Raw genomic sequence first — 22,128 nt, 5'->3', positions numbered from 1 at the left:
GTACACTTACCGGCCCCGGGCCCCCCCCGGCCCCGGGCCCCCCCCCGGGGGGGCCCCGTTCGGGGGGCCCGGCCGGCGGGCCCCGGGGCCCCCCGGCGCCCGGGCCGCACCCCTTCCCCCACCACCCCGAGGAGATCCCGTGCACAGCCGAAATCCGAGCCGCCGTCAGTTGTCCGTGCTGCTCACCGCGATGGTCGCCACCGTGGCGGCGCTGGCGGCGATGCTCGTCGCCGGCCCCGCCGCCCAGGCGGCCACCACCGGTGCCCTGAAGAGCGTCTCCTCCGGCCGCTGCCTGGACGTGGCGGGCGGCAGCCAGAGCGACGGCGCGCTGCTGCAGGTCTACGACTGCTGGAACGGCACCAACCAGCAGTGGACGCTGACGTCCGCCAACCAGCTGACCGTCTACGGCAACAAGTGCCTGGACGTCCCCGACCACGCCACCTCGGCCGGCACCCGGGTGCAGATCTGGGCCTGCAGCGGCGGCGCGAACCAGCAGTGGCGGGTGAACGCCGACGGCACGGTCGTCGGCGTCGAGTCCGGCCTGTGCCTGGACGTCACCGGCGGGGCCACCGCCAACGGCACCGCCGTGGAGCTGTGGACCTGCAACGGCCGCGCCAACCAGCAGTGGACCGGCCTGTCCGGCAGCACCCCGACCACTCCCCCGCCGACCGGCACCAGCTGCCCGCTCCCGTCGACCTACCGGTGGAGCTCCACCGGCGCGCTGGCGCAGCCGGCCAACGGCTGGGCCGCGGTGAAGGACTTCACCAACGTCGTCTACAACGGCAAGCACCTGGTGTACGCCTCGAACGTGAACGGCTCCTCGTACGGCTCGATGGCGTTCGCGCCGTTCACCAACTGGTCCGACATGGCCTCGGCCGCCCAGACCGGGATGGGCCAGTCGGCGGTCGCGCCGACGCTGTTCTACTTCGCGCCGAAGAACATCTGGATCCTGGCCTACCAGTGGGGCGCCTGGCCGTTCATCTACCGCACCTCCAGCGACCCGACCAACCCCAGCGGCTGGTCGGCGCCGCAGCCGCTGTTCACCGGCAGCATCCCGAACTCCGGCACCGGTCCGATCGACCAGACGCTGATCGCCGACGACCAGAACATGTACCTGTTCTTCGCCGGTGACAACGGCAGCATCTACCGGGCGAGCATGCCGATCGGCAACTTCCCGGGCAGCTTCGGCTCCTCGTACACCACCGTGCTGACCGACACCGCGAAGAACCTGTTCGAGGCCCCGCAGGTCTACAAGGTCAAGGGCCAGAACCAGTACCTGATGATCGTCGAGGCCCGGGGCGCCACCGAGCAGCGCTACTTCCGCTCCTTCACCGCCACCAGCCTGAACGGTGCCTGGACCCCGCAGGCCGCCACCGAGTCCAACCCCTTCGCGGGCAAGGCCAACAGCGGCGCGGGCTGGACCAACGACATCAGCCACGGCGACCTGGTCCGCAACAACCCGGACCAGACCATGACCGTCGACCCCTGCAACCTGCAGCTCCTCTACCAGGGCAAGTCCCCGAACGCGTCGGGCACGTACGACCAGCTGCCCTGGCGTCCGGGCGTGCTGACCCTGCAGCGCTGACCCGTCCCGCCCCCGCACGCACCGGGCCCCGGCCGTCCATCGGCCGGGGCCCTTCCGCGTGCGGTGCCGGGACCAGTCGCGCGGGGTGAGGTGGAGGACGATGTACTCGTACGCCTGGGAGTTCGGGTCGGTGACGGTGGACTTGACGGTCTTGCCGTCACGGGTCCGCTTGCCGCCGGAGGAGGTGGCGGGGAGGGCGTCGTCGGTCGCGTACGGCCGCCGGCGCGTGGTGGCCCGAGCAGGCCGGTTCCCTGGTCCGCAACGCCGGTCCGGCACTGGCCTTCGACACCGCCCGGCACTGACCGGCCCCCACCGGTGCGGCCGGGCGGCTACCGTCCGGAGAGCCGGGCGAGGGTCTCCAGCGGGCGGGCGAGCACCTCGGAGAAGGCCAGTTCGGCGGCGCCGATCAGCACGGTGTCGTCGCCGAGTTCGCTGACCCGCAGGCGCAGCCGCTCCCGGACGGCGGCGAGGGCGTTGGTGTTGATCCGGCTGCGCACCTGGGCGGCCGAGCCGAGGAAGACGTCCCGGAGGGTGCCGCCGAGGACGACCAGTTCCGGGTCGAGGAGGTTGGCCAGGTTCGCGATGCCGATGCCGAGCCAGTCGCCGACCCGGTGCAGGGCGGCGCGCGCGGTGACGTCCCCGAGGTCGGCGGCGGCCACCACGGACCGGACGGCCTTGGCGCCGGTGTCCCGGCCGTCCCGGCCGGCGGCCTCCAGCAGGGCCCGCTCGCCGGCCTCGGCCTCCAGGCAGCCCCGGGCTCCGCAGCCGCACGGCCGTCCCTGGTGCGGGTTGACGGTCATGTGGCCGATCTCGCCGGCGTACCCGCGTTCCCCGCGCAGGAGTTCGCCGGCGGTGATCACCCCGGCGCCGATCCCGATCTCACCGTGCAGGTAGACGAGGTTGCGGCTGCCGCGGCCGGTGCCCCGGCGGTGTTCGGCGAGCGCGCCGAGGTTGGCCTCGTTCGCGACCAGGACCGGCACCTGGGGGCGGAGCCGCCCGGCGAGCGCGTCGGTGAGCGCCCCGGCGAGGTCGACGCCCTTCCAGCCCGTGTTGGGGGTGAGGCCGATCAGGCCGTCGGGGTGGCGGACCAGGCCGCGGACCGCCGCGGCCACGCCGACGCAGGTGCTGCCGTCGGGGGTGCGGGCCAGCATCTCGCGGGCGGACCCGGCGAGCAGGGCGGCCACCCGGGCGGGGTCCTGCGGCGGCCCGTCGGGCCACGGGTGCGCGCGGCGGTCCAGGAAGGCGCCGCCGAGTCCGACCAGGGCGGCGGAGAGCCGTTCGACGCCGACGTCCAGCGCGAGGACGTGCGCGCGGGCGGGTTCCGGGCTGACGACCAGGGAGGGCCGGCCGGCCCGGCCGGTCTCCTGCGGGAGTTCCTCCCGGACGAGGCCCGCGGCCGCCAGGTCGCCGACCAGGCCCAGGATGGTGCTGCGGTTGAGGCCGAGCCCGGCCGCCAGGACGGCCCGCGAGGTCGGCCCCTCGTAGTGGACGTGGCGCAGCAGCGCGCCCAGGTTGTGCTGGCGGACCTCTTCCTGGGAAGGACCGGCTCTCATCGCGGGTGACCCTCATCGTCGGGCGGTGCGGCGGCGGGACATGGCGTCCACACCGGCGGCCACCAGCAGAACCGATCCCGTGACAGCGTACTTGACGCCGGAGCTGTACCCCATCAGTCCCATGCCGTTCTGGATCACCGCGACGACCAGGCCGCCGAGCACCGCGTCGACCACCCGGCCGCGGCCGCCGAACAGGCTGGTGCCGCCGATGACGGCGCTGCCGACGGCGAGCAGCAGGACGTTGCTGCCACCGGTGTTGGGGTCGACCGAGTTGCCCCGGGAGGCGGCGATGACACCGCCGACGGCGGCCAGGCAGGAGCAGATGACGAAGGCGGCGGTGCGGATGAAGGCGACGTTGATGCCGGCCCGGCGGGCGGCCTCGGGGCTGCCGCCGACGGCGTACACGTGCAGGCCGAAGTTGGTGCGCTGCAGGGTGAAGGTGCCGAGCAGCAGCAGGGCGCCGATCACCGGCACCACCAGCGGGACGCCCTTGAGCGAGCCGACCAAAACGTTGCGGCTGCGTTCCTGGTTGAGCAGGGCCACGGCGGTGGCGCCGAGCACGACGACGGCCCCGATCCGGATGGCGAGCAGCGCCGCGGGGGTCCCGGCCAGGCCGCGGCCGCGCCGGTCGCGGCTGCGGCGCACCTGGAGGACCGCGTAGCCGGTGGCGCAGACCGCCAGCAGCGCCCAGCCGAGGGCGGGGCTGAGGTTGTCGTTGGCGATGGCCAGGACGGTCGGGTCCTTGATCGAGACGTTGGTGCCCTCCTTCAGCAGGATCAGCACGACGCCCTGGAAGCCGAGGAACGCGGCCAGCGTCACCACGAAGGACGGGATGCCGACCTTGGCGACGAGGGTGCCGAGCAGCAGCCCGATGACGGCGCCGGTCAGCACGGCCGCGGCCACCGCGGCGTACCAGGGCCAGCCGTGGTCGGTCAGCAGGATGGCCAGGACGGCGGCGCAGACGCCGCTGGCGTAGCCGGCCGACAGGTCGATCTCGCCGAGCAGCAGGACGAAGACCAGGCCCATCGCGATGGCGATGCTGCCGGCGCTCTGGGTGAGCAGGTTGGCGAAGTTGAGGTCGGACAGGAAGACCGGGCGCAGCAGCGCGAAGAACGCGCACAGCACGACCAGGCCGGCCACGGCGGGCAGCGAGCCGAGTTCGCCGGCGCGGACCCGGTCGAGGTAGCCGCGGCCGAGTTCCGCCAGGCCGGCGCCGGCCGGGTCGGGTCCGGTCGGCCGCCCGGGCCTGTCCGAGCGGTCGGACTTCTTGGACTTCCCGGACCGCTCGGGCCGCTCGGGCCGCTCGGGCTGCTCGGGGGCGAGGGCGGTCATGCGGCGGCTCCCTGGGGGGTCTGCGGGCCGAGGTCGCCGCTGCGGCCCGAGGTGATCAGTTCGACGACCTGGGCGTGCGTCACGTCGGTGGCCTTGACCTGGGCGGCCGTGCGGCCGAGGTAGAGCGCGGCGATCCGGTCGGAGACCGCGAAGACGTCGTTCATGTTGTGCGAGATGAGCACGACGGCCAGGCCGTTGTCGGCGAGTCGGCGGACGAGTTCGAGGACCTGGGCGGTCTGGGCGACGCCGAGGGCGGCGGTGGGCTCGTCGAGGACGACCAGCTTGCTGTTCCACAGCACCGCCTTGGCGATGGCGACGGTCTGGCGCTGGCCGCCGGAGAGGCTGGAGACCTTCTGGCGCAGGGACTTGACGGTGCGCACGGAGAGGCTGCGGAGCGTGGCGGCGGCCATCTCCTCCATGGTGGCGTCGTCGAGGACCAGGCCTCGGCGCTTCTCCCGTCCGAGGAACATGTTCTGGACGATGTCGAGGTTGTCGCACAGCGCGAGGTCCTGGTAGACGATCTCCACGCCGAGCGCGGCCGCGTCGCGGGGGCTGTGCACCTGGACCGGCCGGCCCTCGAAGAGGTAGTCGCCCGCGTCGATGGGGTGGATGCCGCCGATGCACTTGACCAGCGTCGACTTGCCCGCGCCGTTGTCGCCGACGAGGGCGGTCACCTCCCCAGCGCGGGCGCTGAGCGCGACGTCGTGCAGGACTTGGACGGGGCCGAAGGCCTTGTCGATCCCGCGCAGTTCGAGGACCGGTGTCTCTGTCATGGATGGGGCTCCTGGGGGGATGGGCGGGGCGGGCCCCGGCGCGGCGGCCGGGGCCCGCGGGGTGCGGCCGGGCGCGGACGGGGCTACTTGATCCCGGCCTTGGTGCACAGCGCCTCGTACTCGGCGGCGCACAGCTGCTCCCGGGTGACGTAGCCGTCCGCGACGACCTTCTGGACGCTGTCCTTGAAGATCGCCTCGGGCTCCAGCAGCACCGACGGGACGTCCCGGTTGCCGGTCGGGTCGTGCACGGTCGCGCCGGGCTGGCTCTTCTTGCCGTTGGCCAGGTCGACCGCGAGGGCGGCGGCCGCGTCGGCCTCCTTCTTCACCGCCTTGTAGACGGTCATGCACTGGTCGCCCGCCAGGATGTTCTGCAGGCCCTGGACGGTGGCGTCCTGGCCGGTGATCGGGACCTGCCCGTTGCGGTGGTTCTTGCGCAGCACGGCGATGGCGGAGTTGGCCAGGCCGTCGTTGGCCGCGAGCACTCCGGCGACGTCCGGGCGGCTGGTGTACATCTGCTCGAAGATGGTCTGGGCCTGGGCGTTGTCCCAGTCGGGCACCGACTGGTTGGGGCCCTTGACGTACTCGCCGGAGGCGTACAGCGGGTCCAGCACGCCGTTGTAGCCGTTGGCGAACAGGGTGGCGTTGTTGTCGGTCGGGGAGCCGTTGAGCTCGGCGACGACGGGGTTCTTGGCGCCCCCGTCGGCCAGGCACTTCACCAGGCCCTGGCCCTGGAGCTTGCCGACCTGGGTGTTGTCGAAGCTGACGTAGTACTGGGCGGAGCCGCCGAGGGTGAGCCGGTCGTAGTCGATGGTGGCCACGCCCTGGGACTTGGCCTTGTCGAGGACGGCCTTGCCGGTGCCGCTGTCCAGGTTGACGATGACCAGCACGTTCACGCCACTGGTGATCATCTGGTCGGCGATGGTCTGGAAGGCCTGCTTGTCGCCCTCGGCGTTCTGGATGTCGTAGTCCACGCCGGCGGCCTTGAAGGCGGCCGCGAGGTAGGTGCGGTCGGCGGTCTCCCAGCGGACGGACGACTTGCTGTCCGGCAGGATCACGCCGATCTTCGGCTTCTTGCCGCCGGCCGAGGCGCCGTCGGAGCCCGTGGAGGAGCAGGCGGTGGCCGAGCCGAGCAGGGTCGCCGTCAGGGCGGCGGTGGCGAACAGGAGCCCCTTGCGCATGGGCAGGGTCCTTTCGGGGCGTGTCCGGAGCGGGCCGGACGTGCGTGGCTGGGGGGTGGGGAAGGGCGCGGGAACGGGGCGGGGAAGCAGCCCCGGCGCGGTTTGTTGCCCGCCACAACATACGGTCTGGGGAGGGGGCCGCCAAGCCCTCCCGTCCACGTCCGCGGGTAACGATCACATCACCGGCCGACCACCGTCCGGAGTCGGGCAACGAGGTCAACTCGGCCTCCCGGCGCGGGAAATGGAACGCGGCGCCGACCCGTCGGCGGCAAGGGGCACCCCTCCCCGGGGCGACAGGGGAAGGGTGCGGACGGGCCGCCGTCGGGCCGGCGCCGCTCGCACCCGCCGCGGACGGTGTGCGCTGGGGGAGCGGATCCGTCGGCGGCGGGCCCCGGCCCGCTGCCTCACCCTCAGGAGGACGGACCGGGGGTCACCGGCGCCGCGCGCCAGGACAGGGGCGCGCCGACACCGAAATGTTAGCGCTCACAAAACCACTGTCAAGATCCCGACCGCACCGGCGGGCGGGCGGCTTCGTCCGGGCCCCCGCCCGTCGGCCCGGGCGCGTCGGCGACGGTCCATGGCCTCGTGCGGGGTTGGCCGTGGCCCGTGTGCCGTCGGCCCCTGGACCGTGCGCAGCGGGGAGGGCAGCGCGTGCACGGATCACCCCGGAGCGTGGGATCACCGGCCTGTCGCAGGCGGTGGTCGCCGATCCGGTGGCCGAGCCGGAGCCGGTCGACGGGGACCGGATCCCGGCCACGCCGCGCCACCCGCGACGTCCCGGCCCGCCGGTTCGGCCCGGACCGCTCCACCGCCACCTGCGCCGTCGGCAGCGCCCGGCGGGCCGCCGCCCTTCAAGGCGCCTGCCCGCACCCGTCGTTCACGTACCGCGCCCGCCACCGTCCGGGGCCGCGCCCGCGCAGCGCGTCCGCCGGGCCGTCAGTGGCGCTCCCGCGCGGCGCCGCGCCGAGCCCGTCAGGTCAGGACCGCGCTCGCGACCACGGTGAAGAGGTGGTCGGCGAACGGTGCGAACGATCCCTGGTCGCCGAGCCAGGCGAGGGCCGCGACGAGGGCGAACAGTTCCGCGCCGTCGAGGTCGGGCCGGGCCGCGCCGACCGCCTGGGCGCGGGCGAGGAGCCGGGTGCCCGCCGCGCGCGTGGTAACGCAGGAGGCGTGGAGCGCGGAGTCGGCGTCCTCGATGGCGGCCGCCATCAGCTCGATGACGCCCCGGTACTCGCGGGCGACCGCGACGCAGTCGTGCAGCCAGGCGACGAGGGCGTCCTCGGGCGGGTCCGCGGCCTCGAGTTCGGCCGCCCGCTGCGCCAGCGCGTCGAAGCTCTCCCGCAGCAGGGCGTCGAGCAGCGCCTCCCGGGTCGGAAAGTGCCGGTAGAGCGTGGGGAGGGCGACGTCGGCCCTCCGGGCGATGTCGCGCAGGGACGCGTCGGCCCCCTGCTCGGCGACGGCCACGCGCGCCACGGCGAGCAGGTGGTCGCGGTTCTTCCGGGCGTCGGCTCGCACGGGTCCTCCTTTGACATGCGTAGCAGTGCTACTTATATTCGTACCACTGCTACGGATATGCGTAGCGGTGCTACGCCTAGCCTATCCCGCCTGCGGGAAGAGGGAGGACCTCCATGTCGGCGAAGACGATGAGGGCGATCCGGCTGCACGAGTTCGGCGGCCCCGAGGTGCTGCGCTGGGACGAGGTTCCGGTCCCCCGGCCGCGGCCGGACGAGGTGCTGATCCGGGTGCACGCCATCGGCCTCAACCCCCCGGACTGGTACCTGCGCGACGGGATGCCCGGCATCCCTCCCGAACTGAGGCCGCCCGTGGCCCTCCCCGCCGTCCCGGGGTCGGACGTGTCGGGCGTGGTCGCGGCGGTCGGGGCCGACGTGGCGGACTTCTCGGTCGGCGACGAGGTCTTCGGCATGCTCCGCTTCCCGGGCTTCGGCGGCCGCGCGTACGCCGAGTACGTGACGGCGCCCGCCGTCGACCTCGCGCACAAACCGGCCGGCGTCGAGCACGCGCACGCCGCGGGGGCGGCCATGTCGGGGCTCACCGCGTGGCAGTACCTGGTGGAACTCGGGCACGACCACCCGAACCCGCTCCAGGAGGAGCAGCACCGCCCCCGGCCGCTGGAGGCCGGAATGACGGTGCTGGTCAACGGCGCGGCCGGCGGCGTGGGCCACCTGGGGCTGCAGCTCGCCAAGTGGAGGGGCGCGCGGGTGATCGCGGTCGCCTCGGGCCCGCACGAGCGGTTCTTGCGCGAGCTCGGCGCCGACGAGTTCGTCGACTACACCAGGGTCCGGCCCGAAGAGGCCGTCCGCGGTGTCGACCTGGTGCTCGACACCGTCGGCGGGCCCGGGAGCGGTCGCTTCCTGCGGACGCTCAAGCCCGGCGGCGCCCTGTACTACGTCTTCTTCGCCTCCTACGACCCGGCGGAGGTCGCCCGGCTGGGCGTCACCACCTCGGGCACCCAGGTGCGTTCGAACGGCCGGCAGCTCGCGGAGCTCGGCCGCCTGCTCGGCACGGGCGCGCTCCGCGTCGCCGTCGACAGCACCTTCCCGCTCGCGAACGCCCGCGAGGCGCACGAGCGGGCGGCCCGGGGACACCTCCGGGGCAAGATCGTGCTCACCGCCGCGTGAGGGACACCCGCCCGTGAACACCACGACGGGAAGCGCGTCCCCCGCACCGACAGGAGCACCTCGACGACCACCGCGAACCCGGGCAGGAGCCCCGCCATGACGAGGAGTCCCCGTCCGGATCCTCTTCCGACAGCTCGTGACGACGCATCACGCCGACGTGTTCCCAGCCCTTGATCAACTCTGGGGACGGACGCTAGAGCGCGACCAGGCCGGCGAAGCCGACGACTGCCCAGAGCAGGAGGAGCAGGGCCCACGGGGAGGTGCTGCCGAGCAGGCCCAGGAGGGGAGGGCCCGCCCAGAGCGGGAGCCAGACCAGGGCCAACGCCGTCCGTCCCGGACCGGCCCGCCTCAGCGTGGCCACCGTGAGCACGGTCCCCGAGGTCACCACCAGCAGGGCCAGGACCCGGAGCGCGGTGAAGGGCGCCCTGATCCGGTACGAGTGGCCGGTGTGTTCGAGCCGGGCGGCTTCGCCCTTCCAGGACGTGACGTCCACGGTGTCGCCGGTTCGGACCGACGCGTAGAACGCGCCGTCGACCTGGTAGTCCGTCCGGGCCGTTGCCCGGGAGACCGTCAGCGTCCAGGTGTCGCTGTCGTCGGAGGAGACGGCGGGGGTGTACCTCCGGTCCGTGACCAGGCCGCGCTCCGTCACGACGCAGTCGGCCTCCCGGGCGGCTCCGGCGGTGAGCGCGGGCGGGCACGGTGGGGCGGTCAGATCGCCGACCGCCTCGCTCCGCAGGGCGAGGCCCCAGGCGAGCCCGGCCAGCACGACCGCCAGACCGCACAGGACGATCACCACCCGGGCCCGTCCGCTCCACCGCGACGACCGGCGCCACGGGCGGCGGGGGCGCCGCGGTCGCTCCGGCACGGTCCTGACGGGCCGGGGGCGCCCGGCCGGCCGGGGCACCTGCCGGGACGGGGGCGTCGGCCGAGGCGGGGGCGGGGCGGTCATCGCGACGGCTTCCGTCGGCGCGGCCGCGGGGCCGGGACCCCGGTGTCCTCCGGGGCCCGCTGGACGGCGCCGAGCGCTCCGGCATCGGACGGCCGCATCCGCGTACTGGTCAACTCGCCCTCCTCCCGGGCCTGTTGTTCCACCACCGCGCATCATGGCAGGAACCGGGCCGCCCCGGGAGGGGAGCGGCCCGGGAGCGCTTCGAGCAGCCGCCGGTCGGCCCCGGGCGGGGTCGGGCGGAGCCGCAGGCGCCCGGGGGGGTCGGGCTGCCGGTTACCGGTTCGGGCCCGCGCCCGGGGCGCCCGCTGGGCCCGGGCCCGAGGCGTCCGAGAACAGCGCGGCGGTGCTGCCGGCCGAGGGTCGCCGCCCGTCGGCGGTGCTCGTCCGGACCACCAGCTCCGGCCGGACGCTCAGGTGCGCGACCGGGGTGGCGGGTTCGTCGATCAGCCGCAGCAGCAGGGCGATCCCCTCCCGGCCGACGGCGGTGAAGTCCTGCCGGACGGTGGTCAGCGGGGGCGTGAGGTAGGCGCCCTCGGGGAGGTCGTCGAAGCCCGCCACCGCCACGTCCTGGGGGATCCGCACCCCGGCCTCGTGCAGCGCCCGGATGACGCCGAGGGCCATGTGGTCGTTGGCGGCGAACACCGCCGTCGGCCGGGAGGCGGCGCCCCGGCGGAAGGCCCGGGCGACCTCGCGGCCCGCCGCGTGGCCGGAGGCCGGGCTCCAGTCGCCCGCCAGGTGGGCCGGCACCGGCAGTCCGGCGGCCTCCAGCGCGGTGCGCCAGCCCCGCAGCCGCCCCTCCGCCTCGATCCACTCGCCGGGTCCGGCGACGTGCCAGATCCGGGTGTGGCCCAGCGCGACCAGGTGCTCGGTGACCAGCCGGGCCCCGCCGACCTGGTCGACGGCCACGCCCGGCAGGTCGAGGTCGTGCCCGCCCTCGACCGTCACGACCGGGAACGGCTGGGGCAGTCGGGCCAGCGCCGCGACGGTGTGCCGGTGCGGCGTCATCACCACCGCGCCGTCCACGCCCCAACTGCCGAGCCGTTCCAGGGCCTTGGCCAGCGCGTGCTCGGTCAGCTCCTCCAGGCCCACCGACGCCACCAGGTAGTCCTCGCGCCGCGCGGCCCGTTCCAGGCCCGCCAGGATGCTGGCCGGGCCGAACAGGGTGGTGTTCGCGGCGACCACCCCGATCGTCCGGCTGCGCCGGGTCACCAGCGTCCGGGCCGCCGAGTTCGGCCGGTAGCCCAGCTCGGCGATCGCGCTCAGCACCCGTTCCCGGGTGGCCTCGCGGACGTTGGGGTGGTCGCTGAGCACCCGGGAGACCGTCTGGTGCGACACTCCGGCCACCTGGGCGACGTCCGCCATCGTCGGCGGGCGCCGCTCGTCGGTCTCGTCCATCGCTCTCCCGTCCCGCCCGGCCCGGCCGGACACTACCCCGGTGTCCACCCTAGTGGCCGCCACCGGCTGTCAGGCACCCTACCGGCGCGCGCCCGACGCCGTGTCAGGGGTTGCGGGTCCGGAACGCGGCCGCCGGCCGGACGCGGGTGCGTCCGGCCGGCGGGTCGTGCGGCCCGGCGTGCCCGGGCCGGGCCGGGCCTACGGGCGGTCGGTGACCGCCAGCGCGGCGCACTGGCCGGTGGCGGGCCGGGCGGTGTGGTTCACCGTTCCGCCGTCGACGGGGGCGGGGTCGTTCCCGGTGCAGCCCAGCGTGCCGTCGACGCTGTTGCCGGCGAGCAGCGGGGCGCCGCCGGTGTTGCCGGTGAGGGTGAGCGCCCTGGCGAAGGCGTTGCCGACCAGGCTGATCCGGCCGGTGGTGCCGGAGAGCGTGGCGTTCGCGGCGAAGGTGCTGCCCTCGGCCACCACGGTGTCGCCCCGGTGGACGTTCAGCGGTCCGCGGACCAGGCTGTCGACCACGACCAGGACGGCCGTGTCGTCGACCACCGTGACGGTGCCGAGTTCGGCGTCCTCGACGCAGGTCGTGCCGGCGGTGACGACGAGGGCGGCGCGCTGCCGCCCGGTGACGGTGCGGGTGCAGGTCGGCACCACGTCCACGGTCGCGGTGCCGGTCGCGCTGCGGTTGCCGGACCGGTCGGTGGCCCGGTAGGCGACGGTGTGCCGGCCGGGCGCGTCGACGGTGACCGGGCCCGGGTAGGGGCGCCAGTCGCCGCCGTCCAGGGCGTACTCCAGCGGGCCGGGGCCGGAGCCGGTGTCCGCGCCGGTCAGGGTGAGGGTCGCGGAGCCCTCGTACAGGTGGCCCAGGGTGGGGGCGGACAGCCGGGCGGTGACGGTGGGGGCGGTGCCGTCCCGGCGGACGGTGAGGTGGGCCTCCTCGCTGGTGTTGCCCGCGGTGTCGGTGGCCCGGTAGCCGAACCCGGTGGTGCCCTCCGGCAGGTCGACCGGGGTGCGGTAGGGCTGCCAGGGGCCGTCGCCGAGGCGGTACTCGACGCCCGCCACCCCGGAGTCGTCGGTGGCGGACAGCTCGACGGCCACCGGTCCGGTGAACCAGCCGTCCCGGCCGTCGGGCGCGGCGGGGGTGGTGCGCGCGGTGACGGCGGGGGCGGTGCGGTCGAAGCCGAACCGCCAGTCGTCGACGTCGAAGAGCCCGCCGGTGCCGGTGCCCCGGGCGACGAAGAAGACGTCGTGCGTGCCGGTCACCCGGGGGGACAGGTCGGTGCGGACCTCGGTCCAGCCGCCGGCGGCGGAGCCGGGGACGGTCAGCGTGCCGACCAGGGTGCCGGTGGCGTCGGGGTGGTCGAGGCGGACCTCGATCCGGCCGCCGGCCTTCGGCAGCACGTCGGCGGCGAGGGTGGCGGCGCCGTCCGGGCCGAAGTCGACGCCCGCCAGCGCGGTCCACTCGCCGTCGTCGACGTTGGTGAGCTTCTGCTCGCCGCCGCTCTCGGCGCCGACCGGCAGCACCCGGATGCCGGAGGCGGGGTCGTAGGCGTCCTGGATGCCGGAGTCCCAGGCGATCGTCTCGGCCTCGATCCGCCGGTGCGGGTCGAGCGCGCCCTGCTGGGACGGGCCCCGGTAGGTGCCGGTGATCGGGGCGATGCTGCCGTCCGCATTGACCGTCACCCGGTCGATGTGGGTGGAGCGGTAGCCGCGGGGCTTGTCGAGGGAGCCGCCGGCGACCAGTGCCGTCTGCACGGTCTGGGCGTGGTAGGTGATGTACGTGGCGCCCTTGAACTCGAACAGGGCGTGGTGGTTGTTGCCGCCCGCGCCGAAGAAGGAGCCGGGGTTGGCGAAGATCTGGCCCTGGTAGGTGAAGGGGCCCGTCGGGCTGTCCGACACCATGTAGGCGATGTTGCCGTAGCCGATGCTCTGGCCGTCGATCGTGGCGGAGTGGCTGAAGTTGGTGCAGTAGCTGTAGTAGTACTTGCCGTTGATCTTGTTGATCCCGGAGTCCTCGAACACCGCGGGGGCATCGATGGTGACGGCCGGGCCGACCGTGCTGACCATGTCGTCGCCGAGCCTGATCACCCGGGTGCTGCGCGGGTGGTCGGTGCCGCCGGTGGGCACGCCGCCGCCGAAGTAGAGGTAGGCGGAGCCGTCGTCGTCGACCAGGACGGCCGGGTCGAACATCCAGACCACGCCCGCCGTGCCGGGCGTCGCGCCGCTGACCAGCGCCCTGCCGATCGGGTCGGTCCACGGGCCGACGGGCGAGTCGGCGGTCAGCACGCCGATGCCGCCGCCGCTGTTGGCGAAGTACAGGAAGAACTTCTCCTTCCCGCCGACCGTCTTGTGCGCGGCCGCCGGGGCCCAGGAGTTGGCGGCCCACTTCGCGGCGCCGGCCGCGCCGGCCACCTTGACCTGGCCCTCGTTGGTCCAGTTGACCAGGTCGGCGGAGGAGATGACGGTGAGCGTCTTGATCTGCCCGTAGCCGTTGTCCTTGATGCCGCCGGCGGCGTCGTGCTCGTACGACTGGACGACGTCGCCGTTGGCGTCGTACGTCGACCCGTCCGAGGTCAGGTACTCGTACACGCGCCCGTCGTAGACCATCGCCCAGGGGTCGGCCCCGTACTGGTAGTCCATCAGGGGGTTGGCGTTGCCGACGGTCTTGGCCGGCGCGGCGTGGCCGACCGGGCGGGTCGGGCCGGCGTCCGTCTCGGTCAGGGAGACGTCGTCGGCCTTGAAGTCCATCAGGTTGGCGTCCGGGGCGCTCGCCGGGTCCTGGACCCAGGGCGTCTCGACGAAGAGCCGGGCGGTGCCGACGTCCTGTCCGGCCGGGACGGTGAAGGTGCCCTGGACGAGTCCCCACTGGCCGCGGGGCACCGTCGCGGTGCCGAGGTTGGTGTAGGTGGCGCCGCCGTAGTGCATGGTGACGAAGAACTGCTTGGCCGCCGGGGCGGCGGGGTTCTCGTACTTCACCCGCGCGGTGACGGTGTAGCTGTGGCCGGCCCGCACCTTGCCGGAGAGGTCCTGCAGCGGTCCGGAGCCGGTGGTCCTGCGGCCGGTGACGAGCACGGCGGCGGAGCCGGAGTAGGCGTCGGGGGTGAGCGACAGCGCGGCGCCGTCGGTCGGGTTCCCCTGGTTGGCGGACCAGCCGGCGAGGCCGTCCTCGAAGCCGCCGTTGACGATGATCTCGGGGGCGGCGGCCCGGGCGGGGGCCGCCGCGACGACCAGGCCGGGGGCCAGCAGGGCGGCGGCGGCCGCGGCGGCCGCGGCTCTCCGCCGGGCGGCTCGTCGGGTGGGGCTGAGCCAGCGTCTGTACATGAACGTCCTCTGCGGATCGGGGGGTCCGGGCGTGCGGGCACGCCCGGAGCGGGTGGGGTCCGGGCGGACCGCCCCCGTTCGAACCGGCTCGCCCGGGCGTTGCGGAGCCCCCTCCCCCGGGCGTGCCGCGGGCGGACGCCGTGGCGGCGGCCCGGGCGGCAGGCAGGGGGAAGGAAGGGCTCCTCATATTGTTAGCGCTAACAAAGCCTGTCAAGCTCCCCGTCGGCACCGGTCCGCCGGCCGCCCCGGCCACCCCGGCGGCACCGAAACGATCGCCCTCCGATCCCCGCGTCGGCCGCCCCACCCGCACATCTCCCCCGAAAAGCCCCGCCGGCCTCCGGACTTCGAAATATTTCGAGATAAAGCTCCGGCAACAATTCGCAACTTTCGCGAGATATTTCGGAAACAAGTCATTGACGGCGCTCCGTGCCGCGCCCATACTCTCCAGCTATCGAGCCGCCCGTGGCGACCACTCCCACACCGCTCCGGCCGCCGCGTCCGTCACCGCACGCGACCGGGCCCGGAAGCGGGGGCAGCGGTGCTCCACACCACCCGGCGCGCCTCCGCCACCTCGCGCGTTCCTCCCCGGATGCCCTCCGGCCCCCACGACAGAACAGGAAGTCCCACGATGACGAGAAAGACACGCCGCACGGCGGCCGCCGCGATCGCCCTGGGCGTCGCACTCGCCGTCACCGGCTGCGCCGGCGGCGACGGCGGCGGGAGCGGTGGCTCGTCCGACGGCAAGGTCACGCTGACCCTCTGGGAGAACGCGCAGCCCGGCGCGGGCGCCGAGTACTGGAAGGCCTCCGCCGCGGCATACGAGGCCCTGCACCCGAACGTCAAGATCAACATCCAGACGATCCAGAACGAGGACCTGGACGGGAAGCTGCAGACCGCGCTCAACTCCGGCTCCGCGCCGGACATCTTCCTGCAGCGCGGCGGCGGCAAGATGCAGGCCATGGTCCAGGCCGGCCAGGTCCAGGCGCTGGACCTCACCGACGCCGACAGGGCGAACGCGGGCGCGGCGGGCATCGCCGGCTACACGATCGACGGCAAGACCTACGCGATGCCGGTCGACACCCAGCCCGAGGGCATCTACTACAGCAAGGACCTGTTCCAGCAGGCCGGCATCACCGCGCCGCCCACCACCATGGGCGAACTCCAGGACGCCGTGGCGAAGTTGAAGGCGATCGGGGTCGCGCCGATCGCGGTCGGCGCCAAGGACGCCTGGCCGGCCGCGCACTGGTACTACAACTTCGCCCTGCGCGAGTGCAGCCAGGACACCCTGAAGAAGGCCGCCAAGTCGCTGAAGTTCGACGACCCGTGCTGGACCAAGGCCGGCGAGGACCTCGCCTCGTTCCTGAAGGTCGAGCCGTTCCAGCAGGGCTTCCTGACCACCTCCTCGCAGCAGGGCGCCGGTTCGTCCGCGGGCATGATCGCCAACCACAAGGCGGGCATGGAGCTGATGGGCAACTGGAACCCCGGCGTGATCGCCAGCCTGACCCCCGACCAGAAGCCGCTCCCCGACCTGGGCTGGTTCCCCTTCCCGGCCGTACCGGGCGGCCAGGGCGACCCGGCCGCCATCATGGGCGGCCTCGACGGGTTCTCGCTCTCCAAGAAGGCCCCGAAGGAGGCCCTCGACTTCCTGCGCTTCCTGGTCGGCACCGACCAGCAGAAGGCGTACGCCAAGGCCTTCGTCGCCATCCCGGTGAACAAGGAGGCCCAGGCGGGCGTCACCGAGCCCTACAACGTCTCGGCGCTGGAGGCGTTCAACAAGGCCCCCTACTCGGTGCTGTTCCTGGACACCGAGTACGGCCAGAACGTCGGCAACGCGATGAACACCGCCGTGGTGAACCTGCTCGCCGGCAAGGGCGGCGCGGCCGACATCGCCAAGGACACCAACGCCGCCGCCGCGAAGGGCTGAGTGCGCACACGATGAGCAACACCCTGGGTGCTGAGCCGGTCGACGGCCACCAGTCGCAGGGCACGCCCGGAGCCGGGAGCGCGGCCCCGTCCGCGCGCCCGGCTCCGCCGGCGGCGGCCGCCCGCCGCCGGCGCGGCCGTGCCAAGCTGCGGTTCGAGATCGCGGTGCTGTCCGGCCCGGCGATCCTGGTCTTCCTGGCGTTCGTGATCTTCCCGGTGGCGCTGGCCGCGTTCTACGGCTTCTACCGCTGGCACGGCTACGGGCCGCCGACCGACTGGGTCGGGCTGAACAACTACAAGCTGATCCTCACCGACCCGGCGTTCCAGCAGGTGCTGTGGCACACCGGGGTGATCCTGGTGCTCTCGCTGGCCGTCCAGGGCCCGCTGGCGATCGGCCTCGCGCTGCTGCTCAACCAGCGGATCCGCGGCCGCTCGGCCATCCGCATCCTGATCTTCGTGCCCTACGTGGTCTCCGAGGTCATCGTCGGCACCGGCTGGAGCCTGATGCTCCAGAGCAACGGCGCCCTCAACGACCTGCTGCGCCACGTCGGCCTGGGCTTCCTGCAGGCCGACTGGCTGGCCGACCCCGACCTGGCCATCTGGACGCTGCTGGGCATCATCTCGTGGAAGTACATCGGCTTCGCGGTGATCCTGATGCTCGCGGGCCTGCAGTCGATCCCCGAGGAGCTCTCCGAGGCGGCCCAGATCGACGGCGCCTCGTACTGGCAGATCCAGCGCCGCATCACGCTGCCGCTGCTGGGGCCGACCATCCGGATCTGGGCGTTCCTGTCGATCATCGGCTCGCTGCAGCTGTTCGACCTCGTCTACATCATCTGGGGCCCGTACGTGGCGGGCACCGCGGGCACCTCGACCATGGCGATCTACATGGTCGGCCAGGGCCGCAACGCGGGCAACTACGGCTACGGGAGCGCGATCGCGGTCGTGATGTTCCTGATCTCGCTCGTCGTCGCGCTGCTCTACCAGCGCTTCCTGCTGCGCCGCGACCTGCAGGGCGCCATCACCGAAGGAGCCTCCTGATGAGCGTGCGGACCGCCGACCGGCCGCAGAAGTGGGGCAACCCCTTCACCTACTTCGTCGCCCTGCTGTTCATCGGGGTCTGCGTCGCCCCCGTGCTGTACATCGTGCTCGGCGGGTTCCGCACCAACGCGCAGATCAGCACCAGCCCGGCCGGCCTGCCGGAGCCCTGGGTGGTGAGCAACTACCTGAACGTCCTGGAGTCCGTGACGTTCTGGGGCGAGTTCGCCAACTCCCTGGTGGTGGCGCTGGCCAGCACCGTCGGCACCGTGGTCCTCGGCCTGATGGTGAGCTTCGTGCTCGCCCGCTACGACTTCAGGTTCAAGGGGGCGATGTACTCGCTGTTCGCGGCCGGCCTGATGTTCCCGATGGTCATCGCGATCACCCCGCTGTACATCGTGGTCAAGGACCTCGGCCTGGTCGACAACCTGCTGGGCGTGATCGTCCCGCAGATCGCCTTCGGGCTGCCGACGACCGTGATCATCCTGGTGCCGTTCCTGCGGGCCATCCCGAAGGAGATCGAGGAGGCCGCCGCGATCGACGGCACCGGCCGGCTCGGGTTCTTCTTCCGGATGGTGGTCCCGCTGTCGCGCCCCGGCGTGGTGACGGTCGGCATCCTCGGGTACATCGGCAGCTGGAACAACTACGTGCTGCCGCTGTACGTGCTGAACTCGCAGGCCGACTTCACCCTGCCGCTGGGCGTCCAGGCGTTCTCCTCGCAGTACTCCGTGGACACCGCGAAGGTGCTCGCCTTCACCTCGCTCGCCATGCTGCCCGCGATGGCCTTCTTCGCCGCCTTCGAGAAGAAGATCGTCGGCGGCCTCACCGGTGCCGTGAAGGGCTGACCGCGCCCCGCCCCGCACCGACCCGCTGAAAGGACCCCCTCTTGCCCCGCGCCCACATCGAGCTCGACCGCCGGGCCGTCGTCGGCCCCGTCCGCCGCCGCACCTTCGGCTCGTTCGTCGAGCACCTCGGCCGCTGCGTGTACACCGGCATCTACGAGCCGGACCACCCGACCGCGAACGGGGACGGCTTCCGGACGGACGTCGTCGAGCTGGTGCGGGAACTCGGCACCACGACCGTCCGCTACCCCGGCGGGAACTTCGTCTCCGGTTTCCGCTGGGAGGACTCGGTCGGCCCGCGCGAGCGGCGCCCGGTGCGGCGCGACCTGTCCTGGCACTCGCTGGAGTCGAACCAGGTCGGCCTCGACGAGTTCGCCCGGTGGCTCAAGCTCACCGGCTCCGAACTGATGCTCGCCGTCAACGTCGCCACCCGCGGCATCCTGCCCGCCCTGGACCTGCTGGAGTACGCCAACCACCCGTCCGGCACGGCGCTCTCCGACCTGCGGATCGCCAACGGCACGCCGGAGCCGCACGACGTGCGCATGTGGTGCCTGGGCAACGAGATGGACGGGCCCTGGCAGACCGGCTTCATGACGGCCGACGACTACGGCAAGATCGCCGCCCGCACCGCCGCCGCGATGAAGGCCGCCGACCGGGACCTCGAACTCGTGGTCTGCGGCTCCTCCGGCTCCGGCATGCCGACCTTCGGCGACTGGGAGCGCACCGTCCTGGAGCACTGCTACGACCACGTCGACTACGTCTCCTGCCACGCCTACTACCAGGTGCACGACGGCGACCTCGGCTCCTTCCTGGCCTCGGCGCTCGACATGGAGTTCTTCATCGACACCGTGCTGGCGACCGCCGACCACGTCGGGCACAAGCGGCAGTCGAAGAAGCGGATGAACATCTCCTTCGACGAGTGGAACGTCTGGTACCTGGAGGAGCACAAGGCGTCCGACGAGGTCAACGACGAGTGGCGGCACGCCCCCCGGCAGCTGGAGGACGTCTACACGGTGGCCGACGCCGTGGTGGTCGGCAACCTGCTGATGACGCTGCTCAAGCGCAGCGACCGGGTCACCTCGGCCTCGCTGGCCCAGCTGGTCAACGTGATCGCGCCGATCATGACCGAGCCCGGCGGCCCGGCCTGGCGGCAGACCACCTTCCACCCGTTCGCGATCACCAGCCGGCTGGCCTCCGGCGAGGTGCTCCGGCCGGTGGTCGACTCGCCGACCTACCGGACGGCGCGGCACGGCGAGGCTCCCCTGGTCGACGCGGTCGCGACCGTCGACGAGGACCGGTCCGCGGTCTTCCTGGTCAACCGCGACCTGTCCGAGCCGGCCCGGGTCACCGTCGACGTCCGCGGCCTCGGCCCCGCCGCGTCGCGCGTCGTCGAGGCGCTCACCCTCGCCGACGCCGACCCGTACGCGAGGAACACGCTCCACGACCAGCTCCGGGTCGTCCCGACCGCGAACGCCGGCGCCGTCCTCGCCGACGGTGTGCTCACCGTCGAGCTGCCGCCGGTCTCCTGGACCGCCGTCGCCCTCGGCTGAACGACGACCGGCCGCCCTGCGAAAGGACCCGCCCCGTGCGGGCGTACGACAACCCCGTGATCAGCGGGTTCCACCCCGACCCCAGCGTCTGCCGGGTCGGTGACGACTACTACCTGGTCTGCTCCAGTTTCGAGTACGTCCCCGGGCTGCCGCTCTTCCACAGCCGGGACCTGGTGCACTGGCGCCAGCTCGGCAACGTGCTCGACCGCCCCGGGCAGCCGCCGCTGCCCGGCAGCACCGCCTCGCGCGGCCTGTACGCGGCGACGATCCGTCACCACGGCGGCCGGTTCTGGGTGGTGTGCACCAACGTCACCTCGGGCGGCACCTTCGTGGTCAGCGCGGAGCGGCCCGAGGGCCCCTGGTCGGACCCGGTCCGGATCGACCTGCCCGGGATCGACCCGGACCTGGCCTGGGAGGAGGACGGCACCTGCTGGGCCGCCTCCACCGCGCCCGGCATCCACCTCTCCCGGATCGACCCGGTCACCGGCGAGGTGCTGGAGGGGCCCTTCCCCACCTGGTCCGGCACCGGCCTCACGTGGCCCGAGGCCCCGCACCTGTACCGGATCGGCGCCTGGTGGTACCTGCTGATCGCCGAGGGCGGCACCGAACGCGGCCACGCCGTCTCCGTCGCCCGCGCCCGCTCCCCGCGCGGCCCCTGGGAGGGCGCGCCGCACAACCCCGTGCTCTCCCACGCCGGCACCGACCGGCCGGTCCAGAGCACCGGCCACGGCGACCTGGTCACCGCGCCCGACGGCAGCTGGTGGATGGTGCTGCTCGGCACCCGGCCCCGCGGCTTCAGCCCCAACTTCCACGTGCTCGGCCGGGAGACCTTCCTCACCCCCGTGACCTGGGACGAGGACGGCTGGCCGGTGGTCGCGCCCGTGGCGGAACGCGGCCCCGCGCCCGGCGGCGCCTGGCACCCCTTCCCCGCCCCGCCCGCCCGCGACGACTTCGACGCCCCCGTGCTCGCCCCGCACTGGATCTCCCCGCACGCCCGCCCCGACGGCTCCTGGTCGCTGACCGAGCCCCCCGGCCGGCTCACCCTCACCGCCACCGGCCCCACCCTCGACCGCCCCGGCCACACCTTCGTCGGCCGCCGCCAGCAGCACCACGACTGCCGCGCCTCGGTCCGGCTCGACCCGGGCACCGGACGGGGCGGCCTGAGCGTGCGCCTGGACGAGGCGCACCACTACGACCTGGAGGCCGGGGCGGGCGAGGTCCGGGTCGTCGCCCGGATCGGCCCGCTGCGCCAGGTGCTGGCCACCCGGCCGGTGCCGCCGGGCCCGCTCACCCTCACCCTGACGGTCCGCACCACCGACCTGGTGCCCGCCTCCCCCGAACTCGCCGGCACCGAGCCCTTCGGCCCCGACACCCTCGCCTACTGGCTCGGCGACCCCGACGCCCCGGGCGCGCGGCCGCTGGCCGAACTGGACGGGCGCTACCTCTCCACCGAGGTCGCCGCCGGCTTCACCGGACGCGTCATCGGCATGTACGCCACCGAGGGCGCCGTCGCCTTCGACTGGTTCGAGTACCGCCCGGCCGCCTGACCGGCCTGGCCGGCGGGGCTCACGGCGCGGTGGTCCGGGCCGGGGTGGTCGGACGGCGGCCGGTGGTGACCCGCAGGAGGGCCTCCAGGATGCCGGTGCTCTCGGCGGCGGACAGCGCGACCGGGTGCGGGAGCCCGGGCGGGCTGCAGGCGATCTCCAGCAGGACGCGGGCCGCGTCGGCCAGCGCGGCGGCGGCGTGCTCGGCGCGCTCGACGGGGTCGGAGTCGGCGAGCAGGCCTAGCGCGGCGGCGGTGCGGCGCCGTTCGCGGCGGGCCTCGTAGGCGCGCTGCCGGCAGGTCTGGCCGCAGTACTTGGGGCGGGTGCCCCGCTTGCCGGCCGCGGGGGCGGGCTTCCCGCACCAGACGCAGGGGTGCGCGTCCGTCCGGGCGTCGGGGGTGGTGGCGGCGTCGTCCATGCCCTGTTCCAACGCCCGGCGGTCGGGGGCGGGGGCGGCGGCGGGACCGGTTCACCCGAACAGGTGGCGGGTCGTGCGCGCCCCGTGCGCCCTTCCG

At 73.8% G+C, this 22,128-nt stretch carries 16 protein-coding genes; 7 read left to right on the top strand and 9 right to left on the bottom strand.

Annotated features, from left to right (window positions below; genetic code table 11):
• Nucleotides 1-190 precede the first annotated feature (190 nt).
• Entirely contained in the window at nucleotides 191-1,585 is a 1,395-nt protein-coding gene (locus ACZ3J7_RS11730; protein ID WP_465619398.1) for a non-reducing end alpha-L-arabinofuranosidase family hydrolase, read from the top strand.
• Nucleotides 1,586-1,914: 329 nt separating this feature from the next.
• Here the strand turns inward: ACZ3J7_RS11730 and ACZ3J7_RS11725 are convergent, their stop codons facing one another.
• The 5 genes from ACZ3J7_RS11725 to ACZ3J7_RS11705 form a co-directional block, all read right to left on the bottom strand.
• Complete coding sequence (locus ACZ3J7_RS11725) at nucleotides 1,915-3,138, bottom strand: ROK family protein (protein ID WP_465619362.1); 1,224 nt, start codon at nucleotides 3,136-3,138, stop codon at nucleotides 1,915-1,917.
• Between the two features lie 12 nt (nucleotides 3,139-3,150).
• Nucleotides 3,151-4,470 (bottom strand): sugar ABC transporter permease, encoded by a 1,320-nt coding sequence (locus ACZ3J7_RS11720; protein WP_465619360.1) that lies wholly within the window; start codon nucleotides 4,468-4,470, stop codon nucleotides 3,151-3,153.
• Complete coding sequence (locus ACZ3J7_RS11715; protein ID WP_465619358.1) at nucleotides 4,467-5,243, bottom strand: ATP-binding cassette domain-containing protein; 777 nt, start codon at nucleotides 5,241-5,243, stop codon at nucleotides 4,467-4,469. The genes ACZ3J7_RS11720 and ACZ3J7_RS11715 overlap by 4 nt, the downstream gene beginning before the upstream one ends.
• 83 nt (nucleotides 5,244-5,326) lie before the next feature.
• Nucleotides 5,327-6,421, bottom strand: coding sequence for a sugar ABC transporter substrate-binding protein (locus ACZ3J7_RS11710; protein ID WP_465619356.1), 1,095 nt, complete (start codon nucleotides 6,419-6,421; stop codon nucleotides 5,327-5,329).
• Nucleotides 6,422-7,393: 972 nt separating this feature from the next.
• Entirely contained in the window at nucleotides 7,394-7,936 is a 543-nt protein-coding gene (locus tag ACZ3J7_RS11705; RefSeq protein WP_465619354.1) for a TetR/AcrR family transcriptional regulator, read from the bottom strand.
• 113 nt (nucleotides 7,937-8,049) lie between these two features.
• Here ACZ3J7_RS11705 and ACZ3J7_RS11700 point away from each other — a divergent pair, with 113 nt between their 5' ends.
• Nucleotides 8,050-9,060, top strand: coding sequence for an NADP-dependent oxidoreductase (locus ACZ3J7_RS11700; protein WP_465619352.1), 1,011 nt, complete (start codon nucleotides 8,050-8,052; stop codon nucleotides 9,058-9,060).
• Nucleotides 9,061-9,253: 193 nt separating this feature from the next.
• Here ACZ3J7_RS11700 and ACZ3J7_RS11695 read toward each other — a convergent pair whose 3' ends face one another.
• From ACZ3J7_RS11695 to ACZ3J7_RS11685, 3 genes are all read right to left on the bottom strand, one after another.
• Nucleotides 9,254-9,856 carry a hypothetical protein gene (locus tag ACZ3J7_RS11695; RefSeq protein ID WP_465619350.1) on the bottom strand — a complete coding sequence of 201 codons (603 nt, stop codon included), beginning with the start codon at nucleotides 9,854-9,856 and terminating at the stop codon, nucleotides 9,254-9,256.
• Between the two features lie 426 nt (nucleotides 9,857-10,282).
• Nucleotides 10,283-11,404, bottom strand: a complete 1,122-nt coding sequence (locus ACZ3J7_RS11690) for a LacI family DNA-binding transcriptional regulator (protein ID WP_465619348.1) — start codon at nucleotides 11,402-11,404, stop codon at nucleotides 10,283-10,285.
• Between the two features lie 198 nt (nucleotides 11,405-11,602).
• On the bottom strand, nucleotides 11,603-14,719 hold the full coding sequence (locus ACZ3J7_RS11685; protein ID WP_465619346.1) for an OmpL47-type beta-barrel domain-containing protein: 3,117 nt from the start codon (nucleotides 14,717-14,719) through the stop codon (nucleotides 11,603-11,605).
• Between the two features lie 628 nt (nucleotides 14,720-15,347).
• On the opposite strand from ACZ3J7_RS11685, the gene ACZ3J7_RS11680 reads away from it, so the two are divergent.
• Genes ACZ3J7_RS11680 through ACZ3J7_RS11660 form a run of 5 tightly spaced genes read left to right on the top strand, consistent with a single transcriptional unit; the run spans nucleotide 15,348 to nucleotide 21,616 of the window.
• A complete protein-coding gene (locus ACZ3J7_RS11680) occupies nucleotides 15,348-16,643 on the top strand; it encodes an ABC transporter substrate-binding protein (protein WP_465619344.1) in 1,296 nt (431 codons plus the stop codon).
• A gap of 11 nt (nucleotides 16,644-16,654) precedes the next feature.
• Nucleotides 16,655-17,680, top strand: coding sequence for a carbohydrate ABC transporter permease (locus tag ACZ3J7_RS11675; protein WP_465619342.1), 1,026 nt, complete (start codon nucleotides 16,655-16,657; stop codon nucleotides 17,678-17,680).
• The gene (locus ACZ3J7_RS11670) at nucleotides 17,680-18,522 is read left to right on the top strand and encodes a carbohydrate ABC transporter permease (RefSeq protein WP_465619340.1); all 843 of its coding nucleotides are present in this window, start codon (nucleotides 17,680-17,682) and stop codon (nucleotides 18,520-18,522) included. Before ACZ3J7_RS11675 ends, ACZ3J7_RS11670 begins: the two co-directional genes overlap by 1 nt.
• A gap of 41 nt (nucleotides 18,523-18,563) precedes the next feature.
• Nucleotides 18,564-20,069, top strand: coding sequence for an arabinosylfuranosidase ArfA (arfA, locus tag ACZ3J7_RS11665; RefSeq protein ID WP_465619338.1), 1,506 nt, complete (start codon nucleotides 18,564-18,566; stop codon nucleotides 20,067-20,069).
• A gap of 35 nt (nucleotides 20,070-20,104) precedes the next feature.
• A complete protein-coding gene (locus tag ACZ3J7_RS11660; RefSeq protein WP_465619336.1) occupies nucleotides 20,105-21,616 on the top strand; it encodes a glycoside hydrolase family 43 protein in 1,512 nt (503 codons plus the stop codon).
• 19 nt (nucleotides 21,617-21,635) lie between these two features.
• On the opposite strand, the gene ACZ3J7_RS11655 is transcribed toward ACZ3J7_RS11660, so the two are convergent.
• Nucleotides 21,636-22,031: a hypothetical protein gene (locus ACZ3J7_RS11655; RefSeq protein ID WP_465619334.1), complete on the bottom strand. Its 396-nt coding sequence runs from the start codon at nucleotides 22,029-22,031 to the stop codon at nucleotides 21,636-21,638.
• Nucleotides 22,032-22,128 lie beyond the last annotated feature (97 nt).

The sequence above is a fragment of the Kitasatospora sp. NPDC015121 genome (assembly GCF_055562955.1).
This window is presented reverse-complemented; position numbering and strand designations above follow the sequence as displayed.